Annotated in this window: 13 protein-coding genes and 1 pseudogene; 9 read left to right on the plus strand and 5 right to left on the minus strand. The window is 64.5% G+C overall.

Features of this window, described 5'->3' with window-relative positions:
* The first annotated feature begins 104 nt into the window (after window positions 1–104).
* From J3481_RS02945 to J3481_RS02955, 3 genes are all read left to right on the plus strand, one after another.
* Entirely contained in the window at window positions 105–1610 is a 1506-nt protein-coding gene (locus J3481_RS02945) for a dynamin family protein (protein WP_206831424.1), read from the plus strand.
* Entirely contained in the window at window positions 1603–3549 is a 1947-nt protein-coding gene (locus J3481_RS02950) for a dynamin family protein (protein ID WP_206831425.1), read from the plus strand. The genes J3481_RS02945 and J3481_RS02950 overlap by 8 nt, the downstream gene beginning before the upstream one ends.
* A 74-nt stretch (window positions 3550–3623) precedes the next feature.
* Window positions 3624–4859, plus strand: coding sequence for a S1C family serine protease (locus J3481_RS02955; RefSeq protein ID WP_206831426.1), 1236 nt, complete (start codon window positions 3624–3626; stop codon window positions 4857–4859).
* A gap of 24 nt (window positions 4860–4883) precedes the next feature.
* Here J3481_RS02955 and J3481_RS02960 read toward each other — a convergent pair.
* Window positions 4884–5405: pseudogene (locus tag J3481_RS02960) on the minus strand (sigma-70 family RNA polymerase sigma factor); the annotation flags it as partial.
* Window positions 5406–5466: 61 nt separating this feature from the next.
* On the opposite strand from J3481_RS02960, the gene J3481_RS02965 reads away from it, so the two are divergent.
* The 3 genes from J3481_RS02965 (at window position 5467) to J3481_RS02975 (ending at window position 7869) form a co-directional block, all read left to right on the plus strand.
* Complete coding sequence (locus J3481_RS02965) at window positions 5467–6099, plus strand: DedA family protein (protein WP_206831427.1); 633 nt, start codon at window positions 5467–5469, stop codon at window positions 6097–6099.
* A 73-nt stretch (window positions 6100–6172) separates the two neighbouring features.
* Window positions 6173–6334 carry a hypothetical protein gene (locus J3481_RS02970; RefSeq protein WP_206831429.1) on the plus strand — a complete coding sequence of 54 codons (162 nt, stop codon included), beginning with the start codon at window positions 6173–6175 and terminating at the stop codon, window positions 6332–6334.
* Window positions 6334–7869, plus strand: a complete 1536-nt coding sequence (locus J3481_RS02975; RefSeq protein ID WP_206831430.1) for a recombinase family protein — start codon at window positions 6334–6336, stop codon at window positions 7867–7869. The genes J3481_RS02970 and J3481_RS02975 overlap by 1 nt, the downstream gene beginning before the upstream one ends.
* Before the next feature lie 192 nt (window positions 7870–8061).
* Here the strand turns inward: J3481_RS02975 and J3481_RS02980 are convergent, their stop codons facing one another.
* Window positions 8062–8754, minus strand: a complete 693-nt coding sequence (locus J3481_RS02980; protein ID WP_236011079.1) for an SGNH/GDSL hydrolase family protein — start codon at window positions 8752–8754, stop codon at window positions 8062–8064.
* A gap of 140 nt (window positions 8755–8894) precedes the next feature.
* Between J3481_RS02980 and J3481_RS02985 the strand changes: the two genes are divergently transcribed.
* Both J3481_RS02985 and folE read left to right on the plus strand, forming a co-directional pair.
* A complete protein-coding gene (locus J3481_RS02985; protein WP_206831432.1) occupies window positions 8895–10079 on the plus strand; it encodes a hypothetical protein in 1185 nt (394 codons plus the stop codon).
* Between the two features lie 107 nt (window positions 10080–10186).
* Entirely contained in the window at window positions 10187–10750 is a 564-nt protein-coding gene (gene folE / locus J3481_RS02990) for a GTP cyclohydrolase I FolE (RefSeq protein ID WP_236011081.1), read from the plus strand.
* A gap of 19 nt (window positions 10751–10769) precedes the next feature.
* Here the strand turns inward: folE and iadA are convergent, their stop codons facing one another.
* Together iadA and J3481_RS03000 are read right to left on the minus strand one after the other, a co-directional pair.
* Entirely contained in the window at window positions 10770–12104 is a 1335-nt protein-coding gene (gene iadA, locus J3481_RS02995; protein WP_206831434.1) for a beta-aspartyl-peptidase, read from the minus strand.
* 130 nt (window positions 12105–12234) lie between these two features.
* The gene (locus tag J3481_RS03000) at window positions 12235–12849 is read right to left on the minus strand and encodes a superoxide dismutase (RefSeq protein ID WP_008339448.1); all 615 of its coding nucleotides are present in this window, start codon (window positions 12847–12849) and stop codon (window positions 12235–12237) included.
* A 174-nt stretch (window positions 12850–13023) separates the two neighbouring features.
* Here J3481_RS03000 and fabI point away from each other — a divergent pair, with 174 nt between their 5' ends.
* Window positions 13024–13821, plus strand: a complete 798-nt coding sequence (gene fabI / locus J3481_RS03005; RefSeq protein ID WP_328702069.1) for an enoyl-ACP reductase FabI — start codon at window positions 13024–13026, stop codon at window positions 13819–13821.
* A 37-nt stretch (window positions 13822–13858) separates the two neighbouring features.
* On the opposite strand, the gene J3481_RS03010 is transcribed toward fabI, so the two are convergent.
* On the minus strand, window positions 13859–14932 hold the full coding sequence (locus J3481_RS03010; protein ID WP_206831435.1) for a quinone-dependent dihydroorotate dehydrogenase: 1074 nt from the start codon (window positions 14930–14932) through the stop codon (window positions 13859–13861).
* Window positions 14933–15058 lie beyond the last annotated feature (126 nt).

Genomic DNA, 15058 nt, shown 5'->3' on the forward strand with positions numbered 1-15058 from the left:
TCGCGGCATCTACCTCGTGCGCGCGGCACGCCCTGGCGTTCGTGCAGATGCGGCGGATTTCACGTATCATGGTTGGAGAACACGAGCGAGAGAGGAGAACCGCGATGTCGAGTGTGAGTACGACCGCGCCCCGCTTCGCCCAGCGGTTCATGCAGGTGGCCGACTGGCTCGAGGCAGAAGGCGCGTCTCTATACGCGGATCGAATCCGCGGCATTCTCGCCGACAGCGAGGGATTGACGACCTATACGGCCGCATTTTGTGGCCTGTTTTCCGCGGGCAAGTCGAGCCTCGTGGGAGCCCTGGCGGGCCAGAGCCTCAGGACCGGAGCCAATCCCACGACCGCCGAGGTCGAGGCGGTCGAAGTCGAGGTGGAAGGCGGCACGCTGCGGCTGCTCGATACGCCCGGCATCGACTCCACGGACGAGCGGCACCGGGAGGCCACGATGAATGCGCTGTACCAGGCCGATCTCGTCGCCGTGGTCACCGACTATCAGCACGTCGAAGCGGATGCCAACCTCGAGTTGCTTCAGATGTTCGCCGCCAGCGAAAAACCGCTTCTGCTCATCGTGCATCAGGTCGACAAACACCTCGAAGCGGAGCTTCCGTTTGCGGCGTTTGCGGACAGCGTGCGGCAGCTCGCCGCCGATTACGGCGTGGAGGAGTCCTGCGTGTTCTTCACGTCGGTGCGCCCATCGGCGCACAGCCAACTGGACGAGCTTCGCGCATATCTCGTCGCCAAGGCGGAAGGCGCGCTCGGAACGGACGGCGAGCCGATGATTCGCCGATTAATCGAGGTCGCCCGCGAGGGTGTGAGCGCCTGCTACGAATCGGAACTGGCGCGGCGGGCGAAGGCGGTCGAGGAGCTCGGCGGGCGGGCGCCTCAGTCGCTCGACGAGGCCCGCGAATGGCTCTGGGACGCGAGGCGCCGCGCGGACGCGTTTGCTCAGGAAGAAATGGAGCGGCGCGAAGCGCAAAAGGCGCTCGTCGAAACACGGAAGGACGGCTGGCTCAGGACGGTCGATCTCGCTCAAATCGCACCCTACGAGACCGCGGAAAAGGGGCGAAGGTACATCGACAGCCTGCGCGCCGATTTCAAAGTCGGCGTCTTTCGTTCGGCGAAGAAGACCGAGGCGGAGCGCGAGGCGCGGCTGAAGGCGTTTGTGGCCGATCTCGCCCAGAAAGTCGAGAACTTCCTCGTGCGGCCGCTCTCCGCCGAGATGGCGCAACAGATTCGTGAAATCGGCCTTCACGCTGCAGCGGAAGAGCGTTTGATTCAACGGTGCCAGGGACTTGGCGTGCGCGTGGACGAGGCGTTCGTCCAGGCTTGCGTGAAGCCGGGATCGCTCGTCTCCGCGGAATACGGCCATCAGTTCGTGCGGGACGTGCAGGACCGCGTCCGCCGGGAAATGCGGGCGCAGGTGCAAGGGGTGGTGGAGGAGCTTGCCGCGGCTGTCGAGGAGCGGCTTCGCATGGAAGAGCAGGATGGTGCGGCCGAGCGGGATCGCGCGGAAAGGTGGTGTCACGTGTTGCGGAGCTACGTCGAGTGCGGCGAACGGTTCGAGAGCGCGCTTGCGGCCGTGACACAAGGGGAGGTGCCGAGCGGTGAGTGAACGGGAACGCGCGCTTGTGCGCCTGCGTGAGATGCGATCGCTCGTGCAAGGCATCGAGGGCGTCGACTTGCGGCTGCTCGACCGGGCCCTCGAGCGCCTGGAGCAAAGGGCGACGACCATCGCCGTCTTCGGCGCGTTTTCGGCCGGAAAATCGTCCCTGTTGAACGCACTCATCGGGCGCTCGCTCCTCGCGGTGTCGCCGCAACCCACCACGGCGGCCATCACGAGCGTCCATCCCCCGCGGGGACGCGAGACGTCGATTCGGATCACGGCCAAGTCGCGCGACGAACTGTGGCAGGACGTGCGGGCTCTGCTGGACGTGCTCGGCGTTTCGGCGTCCCATCTTGAAGATGCCATTCGAGCGGCATCGGGCCTCGTGCCTGCCAAATTTCCCATTCACCTGAGGCGTCACATCCGCTTCCTGAAGGCGCTCGCGGAGGGCTATCCGGACATGAGTCCTCACCTCGGCGAGCAGTGGGAAACGTCCATCGAGGAGTTGCGCGGCTTTTCGGCGGACGAAAAGCGCGCGGCCTACGTCAGCCAGGTGGACGTGTGGGCCGATTCGCCGCTCGGCCGGCACGGCTACATCTTCGTGGATACCCCCGGCGTCGACTCCATTCATCGCCGCCACACGAACGTGGCGTTTCATTACATGCGCGAGGCGGACGCCATCATCTTCGTGATGTATTACACGCACGCCTTCAGTCAGGCGGATCGGGAGTTTCTCATCCAATTGTCCGGTGTGCAGGACGTCGCCGGGACCAACAAGCTGTTTTCGGTCGTGAACGCCGTCGATCTCGCCGAAAGCGAAGAGGAACTCCAGGCCGTGCTCGAGCGCGTGCGGCAGGACGAGCGCAAACTCGGCGTGCGCCAACCGAGGGTGTATCCGGTGTCCGCGCAGCTCGCGCTGGCGGCGCGCCTGCTTGCGGCTGATCCCGGCGATGAGGCGGCGCTCGAAATCGCGCGGGCCCGCCTGGGTCAGGGCGATTTCGAGCCCACCGCCGACGCCGTTTCCGACCTCGAGCGGCGCGCCGGGCTCGCCGCGCTCGAAGCGGACCTCGCCGATTTCTGCACGCGCGAGGCGGATCGCCTCGCCGCGGACCTCGTCGCGCGCACGCGCCAAGCCCTGATGCGCGACCTTGAAGCCGCCATCGAGAAGGTGACACTGGCCATCACGTCCGACGAAGCGGCGCGGGAGAAACAGCGAGCCGAGATCGATCGCGCCCGCCTGCTGGTCGAAGACGCGTCGTCCTCCGTGGAGGCGCGCGCCGTGTCTCCTCTCGCCAAGGAGCTGCAGGAACTTTTGTTCCACGCGGGGGAGCGGGTGCGCTTCGCCTACCGCGACATGTTCCGGGAAGCCTTTCATCCCGGCCGTTTCCGCCTCGGAAACCCGCAGGACAAGCTCCGCGAGGCAGCGCGCGAGTTCGCGGATGCGCTCGGCCGGCGTGTCGAGATCGAGCTCCGGACGTTCGCGCTGCGGGCGGAGCAACTGGCCGCCAAGGCCGCGGCCCAGGAAGCGGCGAGATTGGCGGACGGCTGGCCCGTTCAGGCGGTCCCGGTTCGCGATCCCGACGTGGTGCTCCGACTCTCGGCTGCGGACGAGGCGGTCGCCTTCGACGCGGGCGTTCTCGCGCCCCACTTCCGGCACTTCCGATCCGCGAAACAGTTTTTCGAGGAAGGCGGACAGGCGGAGATGATGGACGCGGCCATGCCGGCCGTGATGGAGCAGGTGAAGGCGAAGCTGGACGACGCGGGCGGTCGACTGGCCGCCGAGGCGCAGGCGGCGCTGGCCGAATCCTTGCGGCGTTTCTACGGCGATCTCGCCGCCAGGCTGGCCGCCCTGGCCGCCGATCTGGATGAACCCGTGGATCCGTCGGAACGGGAGCGGCTCGCCTCGATTCTCGCGTCTCTCCAATCCGCCGTGGACGAGGGCGTTTGAACATTCGGTTTGTGGGGCGGGCGGAGGATGGTTAGAATGGAGTAGCGAGAAGGCCTGCCAAGGAGGAGATGTGCATGCGGCGTCGACGTTGGGACTACGAGGACTGGCCGAGCGAGAACAGGCGGTGGGGCTTGTGGCTCGCGGGCGGCACCGCGCTCCTCGCCATTTGCTACATCCTCGGCATCTGGACGGGCGCGGCGCTCACGCGCGGTAGTTCGCAGACGACCGTGGAGTACGTTCCTCCTCAGACGGGCAACACCACGAGCACATCCGGGTCGCTCACGCCCATCCCTGGCGTCGAGGACACGACCATCGTAACTGAGATTTACAATCGGGTGAAGAACAGCATCTTCACCATCACGGCGGTTTCCGGCGGTAAGCCGACGTCGAGCGACGCCGAAGAGGATATCGGCACCGCGTTTCTCATCGATCACAACGGCGACCTGTTGACCAACGCGCACGTGGTGGGCTCGGCCACGACGGTCCAGGTGTCCGGCGACAATCGCCAGTTCGTGGGCCGCGTGATCGACGCCGATCAACTGGACGATCTCGCCATCGTGCGCATTCCCGCCCCCAAGTCGCTGCAGCCGCTGCCGCTTGGGTCCGTGAAATCCCTTCAGCCCGGCAGTCTGGTGATCGCCATCGGCAATCCCTTTGAGTTGACTTCCAGTGTGAGCTCGGGCATTGTGAGTGGCCTGAACCGCTCCATGTCTGAGTCGAACGGACACGTGATGAACGGCATGATCCAGACGGACGCGCCGCTCAATCCGGGGAATTCCGGTGGGCCGTTGCTGAACGCGGCCGGGCAGGTGGTCGGCATTAACACGCTCATCGAGAGTCCCATCGAAGGGTCCATTGGCATCGGATTCGCCATCCCGATCGACCGTTTCCTTCAATTGGAGCCGTCGCTGTTGGCCGGAAAGCCGGTTGCGCACGCCTGGCTTGGCATTGAGGGCATGGATATCGACAGCCTGATGCAGCAGGCGCTGAACCTGCCGGTCTCCTCGGGCGTCTACGTGACGGAGGTCACGAAGGGGGGGCCCGCCGCAAAAGCCGGACTGCGCGGCGATTCGAACGCCGCGAAGCTCGACAGCCTGAGTCAGTCCGCCAATCCGTACGCGGCGATGAAAGGCGACGGGGATATCATCGTCGGGATCGACGGAAAGAGCGTGACCAGCATCGAGCAGTTGACGCAGTACATCAACCAGGATGAGCCGGGACAGATGGTGACGTTGACCGTGCTGCGCGGCGGCAAGACCCTGCACGTGCGCGTGACGCTCGGGACATGGCCGTCCGGCCAAAATCCGTGAACCGGACGGCCGCAAGAGGCGTCCTTACGGCTGGAGACGAGCGTTGCGGAACGCCTGTTTGCGCTCCTTGGCGACGTGCGACTGGTGAAACATCTTCAGCAGCGCGCGTTTCTCCAGCCTGGACACGTAGGATCGAGAGATGTCGAGCGAGTCGGCCACCTCGTTCTGGGTCCACTCGCGCCCGTCGGCGAGGCCGAACCGGAGCTCAATGACCCTGCGCTCCCGCTCGTCGAGGACGTCGAGCAGTTGCCGCATCGTGTTCAGTTCCATGCGGCGCGACACCTCGTCCTCGGTGGAGTCGCTCTCCGAGAACAGGATGTCGCTGATGGTGATCTCGTTCCCTTCCTTATCCGTCCCAATCGGACTGTACAAGGATACGTCCTTGCGCGATTTGCGCTGGGCGCGAAGTTGCATCAGGATCTCGTTTTGGATGCATCGCGCGGCATAGGTCGCGAATTTGGTCCCTTTGGACGGTTGGTACGTGTCCACAGCTTTGATTAAACCGACCGTGCCGATGGAAATCAGGTCGTCCTGATCGATCCCGGACGTATCAAACTTCTTCGTGTCGTCGACATCGCCGCGGTTGGGCCATCGTGGAGGCGAGTGCGTGCATTTTCAGGAGATCCTTCAGCACTACGGCTATGCGGGCGTGTTTTTCATCATCTTCGTCGAGGCCATCGGTTTTCCGTTTCCGGCGGAGACGACGCTGACACTCGCCGGGATCGAATGGTCCAAAGGCGTGTTCCACCTCGTTCCCCTCTGGCTGATGGGGTGCCTGGGCAATCTCGTCGGCTCGGCGGTGGCGTTTTTCATCGGCTGGTTTCTGGGCCGCCCGGTGGTGCTCTACTTCGGCAAGTACATCGGGATCACGGACAAGAAGCTCGACACCATCAACGACCGGTTCCAGCGCTATGAGCTCGCGGTCATCTTCATCGCCAAGTTCATCGCGGGCGTGCGCATCATTGTGCCCTATCTGGCTGGAATCAATCGCATGAATCCCGCGAAGTTCTTCACCGTGAACACCATCGCCGCCGTCGTGTGGTCGGGGGCCTTCATCATCGCCGGCAAGTACATCGGCGAGGAAGTGAGCCGCTACTGGCCGTTCCTGAAGCATCACCTCTGGCTCGCGGCCATCCTCGTCGCCATCCTCGTGGCCCTCGTCGTCGCGTTCCGCAGATGGGAGCGAAAGAAGCTCCATGGCTCCGAGCCTCAGGTGAAGCGGGACCCGTCCCAGCGCTGAAGCCCTTCCATCCGATAGGCCGTTGTCGTAGGACATCCCCGCATGTGCATACATGCGAATGGGGGTGTTCTTCGTGCAACGGCCTGTTCGCGTTTTGTGGCGTTCACCCGAAGGCGAGGCGTGCGCACCTCATCTCGCCCGGCTCGCGCGCCTGTGGTGGCAGACGCAAATGGCGCTTTCCGGAGCCACGCGGGAGCCGGGCGAGGTCCATCGCGTGCCGGAGGATGGCGCGTGATGTGGACCGCCGTGTACACGCGCGTGTCGACGGAACACCAGGCTCAGACCGGACATGGACTCGACGTGCAACGAGAGGCGTGCGTCCAATACGCGCTGTCGCTTGGCGTGGCGCCAGAGGACATCCGGGTGTACGAGGACGCGGGCGGATCGGGCGAGGACATGGATCGTCCCGAGTTGCTGCGCCTTCTGGACGACGTCCGGCGCGGACTTGTCGATCGCGTCGTCGTGAAACACCCGGATCGCCTGTCGCGCAACGTGGCCGACAAGGCCATCGTCGTGCGGGAGCTGTCGTCGTGCGGGGTGAAGCTCCACTTTGTCGATGTGCCCCATTGGGACGAATCGGACGAAGCGGTGTTGCTCTTTCACATCATCTCAAGCATCGCCGAATACGAACTGCGCCAGATCCGCCGGCGGACGCTCGCGGGCAAGCTCAAGGCGGTTCGCGGCGGCAAGGTCATGCCCTCCGGCGTCGATCCGTACGGTTACCGGTATGAGAACGGCCAGTATGTCGTGGTCCCGGAAGAGGCCGAGATCGTCCGGCTCATCTATCGATGGTATGGCATCGAGCGAATGAGCCTGCGCGCGATCGCGGCAAGGCTCGACGCGATGGGCGTTCCGACGAAGACGCGCCAGTCGGCGCGCTGGCACCACAGCACCGTGGCGCGGATTCTGGATAATTCCATCTACCAGGGCACGTGGCTGTACAACCGGCGGCGCACCCGAAAGCGGGATCGGCGGGGCGCGAAAGGCGTCTTACGCGGCCGGGGCCGACAGGTGGTCGCCGTGCGCGATCCCGGCGAATGGATTGCGGTGCCGGTACCGCCCGTGGTCGATCCCGACTTGGCGCGTTCGGTCGCGCTGCGCAAGGAGGCGCGCCCGCGGGGCGGCTCGATCTCGGCGAGCACGTTCCTGTCCGGAAAGCTCGTGTGCACCCATTGTCAACGGGCGTGGCGGCACGAGGCATGTCGGACGGCGGGCGGCTTGGTGCGCAAGTTTCGGCGACCCGGCGCGGAAAATGGCGCCGACCCTTGCCCGCACCGGTGCCGACGCGTGCCGGCAGAGGACGTCGAACGCGCCGTGTGGCGCGAGCTGGTGAGCCGCATCCGCGCGTTGCGCACGTGGGGCCATCTCGCAGCGGGCGCACCGGATTCGCTGGCGGAGGATATGGCGCGGGTTCGCCGGGAGATCCGCGCGGCGGTGGCCAGACGCGATCGCGCCTTGGATCTGTACCTGTGCGGGCATCTGGAGCGGGACGCGGCCCTGCGCGCGATGTCCGCGGAAGCGGACCGCATCCGGGCGCGGCACGCCGAGGCGTGTCAGCTGTGCCGCGCGCGGCGGAGCGAACTCGATGCGCCGCAGTCCCTGTGGTCGGCACTCGAGGCGCATGAAGGCGTGGAGCTTAGGCGAGCGTGGCTGGATGCCGTGGTGTCGCGTGTCGAGATCGACGCTTCGGGCGACGAGATCGTCCTCATCCTCGTGAGCGGGCTTTGCCAACCGGCGGGGGACGGCGTCGACGACACGTTGGCGACGTGAGCGACCAGGCGGAGGTTGTGCTCGACCAGGATGTCGTGCGCACGTTTGTCTCGGTATTTTCGCCAGAGTTCAAAGTATTTGGCCTCGTCCTCCTTGGACAGCGGTTGCGGAAACGACTGGTTGGCGAAGCTGGACGCCAACACGAAGTCGTCGGGCGTTCCGGAAAGCAGGGACAGCCTGAACAACGGGGACTCACCTCCGACTGTGCAAAACGGCCGTGCTTCCTAGCCTATGTCGCGTCGCTGCAAGGGGTGCGATGTACGCGGCCAGTCCGAGGCCGATGACGCGATGGCCGAGATCGTTCGGATGGACAGGAGCGCGTGGGCATTCGATTGCGTCCTCGAGGCGGCCCGTCCGGTAGCCGGCGATGAGGAGAGGCTCGCGTCCCGCAAACCAGGCGTCCACCGGAGCCACGTGGGCGCCGCATCGAGCCGCCACTTGGGCCATCACCTCGTTCAGGCTGCGAACGGCGGACACCGCAAGCGGCGAGTGGGGAAACGGATTGTACAGGGTGCAAACGATAAGCGGCACACCGTAGCCGCGGCATATCGACACGATGACGGCGAGATCGCGCCCGTATTGCCGATAGGCGCGCCTCAGATGGCGGCTGAGGTGGCCCTCCGCGAGCGAAGCGAGGGCCGCTTGGATCAGGTCGTCCCCGCCGACGAGGACGGCCGCCGCGTCGGCGCCAGCGATGGCCATGCGGTTGACGGTCACGGCGGACGCGAGGTCCGCACTTGTCCACCCAGGCCGCGCCATGACACATGTCTCCACCGGCGAACGCCAATCGCTGGCCAGCGCGCGCGCCGCCACCTGCGGGTAGGCGCGACTCGGCGCAGATGCGCATTCGCCGCTTGCGATGGAGTCGCCGAGATGAAGCACCATCACGCCCATCATCTCCTCGGCCGGCGCCCGCAACCGGTGGGCGCGTCGGCATACAATGAAGCATCGCAACTCCATTCCATGCGGCGTTCGCGCAAAACGAGTGGGTGTTTGCCGCATGTCGTGCGTGAGGAGAGGAGAACGTGACCGTACAGCCCGATCATGTGCTTCTGTACGCCGCGACCCAGGGCGATCTCGTCAAGTGCTACGCCGCAGCTGACGTCGCGGGGATTCCGTACAGCCAATGTACGGGCGACTTCCAAACCGCGTGGGCCAAGTGCGCGGACGAATCCACGCTGGTCATCGCGGTCGGTGGCGCCGCGCTGTACTCGCTCTACTACAATCCCTGCGGCTGGCCCAATCCTGCGGCCATGCCCGCGGGACACACGCCGTTTACCGTCGAGCCGGCGGGACACGGGATCCAGGCGGCCCGGGCGAACACGTTTGTCAACGCGGCGGGGTACACGGCTCTCGACAGTCTCACCCTCGCCGTCATGCTGTCCTATTACGCGGTGCATGGCGCGTTTCCGCGCGGCTACAACTCGTTTCCGGCGCAGGAAGTGCCGCAACGCGTTTGTGTCACGGGAAGCTCGCCCCATGTCGTGGGCGTCTCCGTGGCACAAGCGGCCGATCCGTCTCCGGCCGTGACCACGCCTTCGGTGGGCGTGTACGCGGCGTTCGCGACGGAACAGGACGTGTTGCGGGCTTTTCAACAGGGCTGGCCTGGAGTCGCGACGACCGCAGGTCTTGGCATCGAAGCGGCGCCGTACACGCAGGTCCTCGCCACGCGGCCCGATCTGCAGATCGCCAAGGCGTTCGCGGCGACGAATCAAGCGGCGTGGTGGCTGTCCTTTTGGACTGTGAGCTGGCCGCAGGCGGGCACCACGTTCTATGAGGCGGGGTATGTGGCGGGCGCTTACGCGGCGTCGCAGATCGAGGCGTACCCCGGATCGCGCAAACCGGACTTTGTGATTTTGGATCCGGAGGGATACAATAATCCTGCGTCGACGGCGGCGGAGTTTCAGTCGTTCATCCAGGGATTTGCCGCGGGCGTGCGAAGCGTCTCCAAGCGGCTTGAGCCGGCCTTCTACGTCAACCAGTGGCAGTACGTGACGTACGATCTGCAAACGGTCGAACAGCCGTGTTTTATCGCCATCGCGCCCATCGCTGGCAATCGCCCTATGGTGAACGGCACCAACATCCGCGGCTACATCGCGTATTACGCTGGCTGCCCAGCCGCCTCCTACGTCAGTCAGGTGAAGACGTGGGGCGGATTGTACAATACCGTCCAGTTTCGCGACAGCGGCGTCGATTGCCCGCCCGCCTGACGGCGGGCCGCGGGCTTTTCGGGCGGCGACTTTGAGGAGGAAAAGGTGTGGCGACATCTCGCGTGGACTCCGAGCGCGCGCGCTCGTCTTTGCACGTGGACAAGCCGATGGATACCGCGCGGATCGAACAAGCGGTCCGCATGATCCTGGAAGCCATCGGCGAAAATCCTGACCGGGAGGGGCTGGTGGACACGCCGGCCCGAGTGGCGAGGATGTACGAGGAAATTTTTTCAGGACTCCATCGAGATCCGCAAGAGGAGCTGTCCGCCCGATTTCACGTCGAACACGGCGAGGTCGTGCTCGTGCGCGACATCCCATTCTACTCGATGTGCGAGCACCACTTGCTCCCCTTTTTCGGGACGGCGCATGTGGCCTATCTTCCGCATCAGAACGTGGTCACGGGCCTGTCCAAGCTCGCGCGGCTCGTCGATGTCGTGGCGAAGAAGCCCCAGGTGCAGGAGCGCATGACGAACGAAATCGCGGACGCGTTAGCGGATGCACTGCAAGCCGAAGGGGTTCTTGTCGTCGTCGATGCGGAACACCTGTGCATGAGCATGCGCGGCATTCGCAAGCCGGGCAGCCGCACGACGACCATCGCCGCGCGCGGCAAGTACGAAGAGGACGCGCGCCTGCGCGAAGAAGTGCTGCATCTGATTCGACTCGGTGTGTGAGGTTCGGGAGCCCTGCGGGTCAGCAACAGTAGTGGCGCCTGCGGGAGCGCTCCTGGCGTTCGTCCCGGTCCGGAAAGTCATCCTCGTCGCCGGGCGCCGGGCCAATCGCGGCCCGCTGCCCGTGTTCGCCCGCGTGCCAGGATTGCGGTTTGGAACCTGGCGATCCCGGCACGCGGCTCGCGTCCTCGAACGTGCCAAACACCACGGGTTTCCCGTCTTCCACCATGAGCCTCCCCTTGGCGTACACGCGTTCGATGCGAAACTGGTCATCGCAGACGAGCACGTCCGCGTCGCACCCGGCTTTCAGTCTCCCCTTGTGCCGCAGTTTCAGCAATCGGGCGACGTTTGCGGTCACGAAGGAGATCGCGAGCGAAATCGGAAGCTGCTCCTGTTGGATGAGATCGACCGTCTCCTCCCACAGCGTGGAGATGCTGCCGATGCCCATGGCCACAAGCTTCCCCCGGGCGTCGAAAATGGGCGACGAACCATTCGAGTCCGAACTCATGGTGATGACATGCGGCTCCACGCCGCCGTCCAGGAGCTTGACGATGGCCCGGGACGGCTTGACGGAGATATGGTCGTGATCGTCGGGGCGAATGCCGCTCGTGACATCGCACATGCCATACCGCTTGCCCCATTCGATGCTGGCCTCAAGAAGCCCAGGGTTTCGGTTCAGATGGGTCGGGACAAAGACCCAGCGGGGCAGGCCTGTCCGCCTCGCGACGCGGATCAGAAGATCGAGGTGATCGTCTTCGTCACCCATGTGAAAGTGGACGACACCAGCTTTTCCCGAAAGCAGGCCGCCGACGTAGGCTTCGGAGACGAGTTCGGCAATTTCCTTCTCATCGGGGTGACTCGAGCGAGAATCGGCGATCGCAATTTCGCCGACGCCGACGACTTTGTCGACGAGGACGAGATCGGACCTCGGCATGCCCGTCAGGGTGCGGGTCGGAACCTGGTACGCGCCGCTGTAGATGTACGTGGTGATGCCTTCAAAGTCGAGCGCGAACGCTTTGGCGAGGAGTTCCCGCGTGCTTCTCGTCACGCCGTCCGTGCCCAGCACGCCCACGGCGGTCGTCACGCCCGCGGCGGTGATGTGCGACAGGGAAATTTCGGGCGTGCGATAGTGAAATCCCCCTTCGCCGCCTCCGCCCGCCATATGCACATGTTGGTCGATGAGGCCGGGGAAGGTGGGGCGTCCGTCCAGGTCGATCACGTCCATCCTCACGTTGCCCGAGAGACTCAGTTCGGGTTCCACAGCGCAGATCTGGCGTCCAGCGATGAGGATGTCCCGGATGCCGAGATCGTCCGGGGCGTACACGTGCGCGTGCTTGAGCAGCGTGAGCGGTGTCATGGTCCTCCTCGGCCCTCCTCCCGAATGCTCGTCCGATATGGTAGGATATACCATATATGAGCGAACTATGCGCATTCGAGCCTGAACATCAAAAAAACCGCCCCAAAGGGGCGGTTCCGACCGACGAGGCTCAGCCGTTCAGCGCGGCCTCGTAATTCTTGTTGGCTTGATCCCAGTTGACGACGTTCCACCAAGCTTTGATGTATTCCGGACGGCGATTTTGGTACTTGAGGTAGTACGCGTGCTCCCAGACGTCCAGGCCGAGGATGGGCTTCTTGCCCTCCATCAGCGGGTTGTCCTGGTTCGCCGTGCTCATGAGCGCCAGCTTGCCGTTGTCGAGGACGAGCCACGCCCAACCGCTTCCGAAGCGTGCCGTCGCGACCTGGGTGAATTGCTCTTTGAACGCCTCAAAGCTGCCGAACGTGTCTCGAATGGCGTCCGCCAGCTTGCCCGTCGGCTCGCCGCCGCCGTTCGGTGAGAGAAGCGGCCAGAACAGGCTGTGGTTGGCGTGACCGCCGCCGTTGTTGCGAACCGCGGTGCGGATGTTCTCCGGCACGGCGTCCAGGTTGCTGATGAGCTGTTCCACAGTCTTGGATTCGAGATCCGGATGGCCCTCAAGCGCCTTGTTGAGGTTGTTGACATACGCGGCATGGTGGCCATTGTAGTGGACATTCATGGTCGCCGCGTCGATGTGTGGTTCCAGCGCGTCATACGCGTACGGGAGCGGTGGGAGTTGATGTGGCATTCGCAGCTCAACCTCCTTACGAATTTTCATGATCCGTTCCCATTGTACCGCATGTCTGTCCACAATTCCAGATGAGCAGGAAATCTGAGGATCACGGTGCCGCCGCACGGCCGCCTCGCGGCGGCCCGGTTTACGGAGCGCGCGTTGGGATGGTATACATGAGTGGAGATGTCGATGCTGGAAAGGGAGATGAGGTTGCACCTTCTGCAAGGCAAGACCATCGTCGTCATGGGCGTCGCCAATCGCCGCTCCATCGCCTGGGCGGCGGCGGAATCCATTCGCAAGTTGGGCGGCAAGGTGATTTTCACGTATCGGAGCGATCGCGCCGGGCGCGAGTTGCAAAAACTGTGTGAAGACGGGTTTGTGGACGAGAAGCCGCTTGTCGTCCAATGCGACGTACAGGACGAAGCATCGCTCGAGGCGGCCTTCGCCGCGATCGCGCGTGAGACAGAAGCCGTCGACGGGCTCGTTCACTCCATCGCGCATGCGCGGGTGGAAGACCTTCAGGGAGAATTCGTCGATACGCCGCGCGAGGGCTTCGATCTCGCACTGGAGACCAGTGCCTACAGCCTCGTGGCCGCGGCACGCGCCGTGCGCCCGCTGATGAAGCGGGGCGGCAGCATCGTCACGATGAGCTACCTCGGCGCTGAGCGCGCGGTTCCCAACTACAACGTGATGGGCGTCGCGAAGGCCGCGTTGGAAGCTTCGGTGCGGTACCTCGCGCGAGACCTCGGCGCGGACGCCATCCGGGTGAACGCGATTTCGGCTGGCCCCATCCGCACCTTGGCCGCCAAAGGTGTGCGCGGCTTCAATGACGTCCTCCATGCCGTGGAAGAGCGCGCGCCGCTGAAGCGAAATGTCACTGCTGAAGAGGTGGGCGACGTGACCGCGTTCCTCTTGAGCGATCTCGCCCGCGGCGTCACGGGCGAAGTCATCCACGTGGACGGCGGTTACCACATCGTCGGCATTTGAGAGTCCGTGCGGGGACACGCCTCCCCGCACCCTTTCTTCAACGCTCCACATCCACGCCTGCGGCTTGTCTGATGCTGGCGAATCCGTCGCGAGCAAGCAGCGCGTCGAGGCCGTGGACGATTTCTTTCACCACACCCGGCCCCCGGTAAATGAGCGCCGTGTAGATCTGCACGAGGGACGCGCCATTTCGAATTTTTTCGTATGCGTCCTCCGCGGTGAACACGCCGCCCGATCCGATGATGGGCAGTTGCCGCCGGGACGCTCGGGCCGCGATGCGCACCACTTCGGTCGATCGCGCCGCCAACGGCCGGCCGCTCAGGCCCCCCGCTTCGTGTTGAAATCTCCCCGAAAGCTTCGGTCGCTGGACCGTCGTGTTGGTGCAGATAAGACCCAAGTGTTCCCGAAACCGGGATTCTGCCAACGCGCCCGCGATCCGCTCGATTTCCGCATCGGCCAGATCCGGGGCCAGCTTGACCCAGACGGGCAGGCGATACTGGCTTCGGATGGGTTCGAGGGCGTGGAGCAATTCGAGAATGAACGCTTCCGATTGGAGATCGCGCAGTCCCGGCGTGTTGGGCGAACTGATGTTGATGGTCAGGTAGTCGGCGAACGGAGCCGTGTGCGCCAGGGCAGCCAGGTAGTCTTCGTGTGCGCGCGCGTTCGGGGTGTCCTTGTTTTTTCCAATATTGATGCCGAGGACAACCCGTGTCGGCTTCTGCCGCGCGCGAGCGAGGCGCTTGGCGACGGCCATGGCCCCTTCGTTGTTAAAGCCCATCCGGTTGATGAGGGCTTCGTCCTCGATGAGGCGAAACAGGCGAGGCTTGGGATTGCCCGGCTGAGGTCTCGGGGTCACCGTGCCAATTTCCACGAAGGAAAAGCCCACTCGGTGCCAAGCGGGAATGGCGACTCCGTTTTTGTCGAGGCCGGCCGCGAGTCCGACGGGATGCGGAAAGTGAAGGCCGAGAATGGTCTGTGACAGGCGCTCGGACGCCTGAATCGGCCCCGTGAACCAACTGGCCGCAACGGGAACGCTGCGAAGTAGGGCGAGCGTCCATTCGTGCGCTCGCTCCGCGGATAGACGGAACAAAATCGATCGAACAGCCGAATACATAGTCTCCCCCTCGCGGCGGCGGACAATTGTCGTTCGCAAGTGTACCATGAACGCAGGCGGGATGCACGGCTGCGGCGAAGGCAAGCCGCTCGCTGTCACACGCTTGGGCGATCCTTCGTCTACATA

Source organism: Alicyclobacillus fructus (assembly GCF_017329605.1).
Taxonomy (GTDB): Bacteria; Bacillota; Bacilli; order Alicyclobacillales; family Alicyclobacillaceae; genus Alicyclobacillus; species Alicyclobacillus fructus.

Bases quoted from the DNA above. Each gene is read 5' to 3' on its own strand.
- iadA (WP_206831434.1), bottom strand. From the start codon at position 12,104: ATGACACCGCTCACGCTGCTCAAGCACGCGCACGTGTACGCCCCGGAC.
- J3481_RS02975 (WP_206831430.1), top strand. From the start codon at position 6,334: ATGTGGACCGCCGTGTACACGCGCGTGTCGACGGAACACCAGGCTCAG.
- fabI (WP_328702069.1), top strand. From the start codon at position 13,024: ATGCTGGAAAGGGAGATGAGGTTGCACCTTCTGCAAGGCAAGACCATC.
- J3481_RS03000 (WP_008339448.1), bottom strand. From the start codon at position 12,849: ATGCCACATCAACTCCCACCGCTCCCGTACGCGTATGACGCGCTGGAA.
- J3481_RS02945 (WP_206831424.1), top strand. From the start codon at position 105: ATGTCGAGTGTGAGTACGACCGCGCCCCGCTTCGCCCAGCGGTTCATG.
- folE (WP_236011081.1), top strand. From the start codon at position 10,187: ATGGATACCGCGCGGATCGAACAAGCGGTCCGCATGATCCTGGAAGCC.
- J3481_RS02955 (WP_206831426.1), top strand. From the start codon at position 3,624: ATGCGGCGTCGACGTTGGGACTACGAGGACTGGCCGAGCGAGAACAGG.
- J3481_RS02980 (WP_236011079.1), bottom strand. From the start codon at position 8,754: ATGGTGCTTCATCTCGGCGACTCCATCGCAAGCGGCGAATGCGCATCT.
- J3481_RS03010 (WP_206831435.1), bottom strand. From the start codon at position 14,932: ATGTATTCGGCTGTTCGATCGATTTTGTTCCGTCTATCCGCGGAGCGA.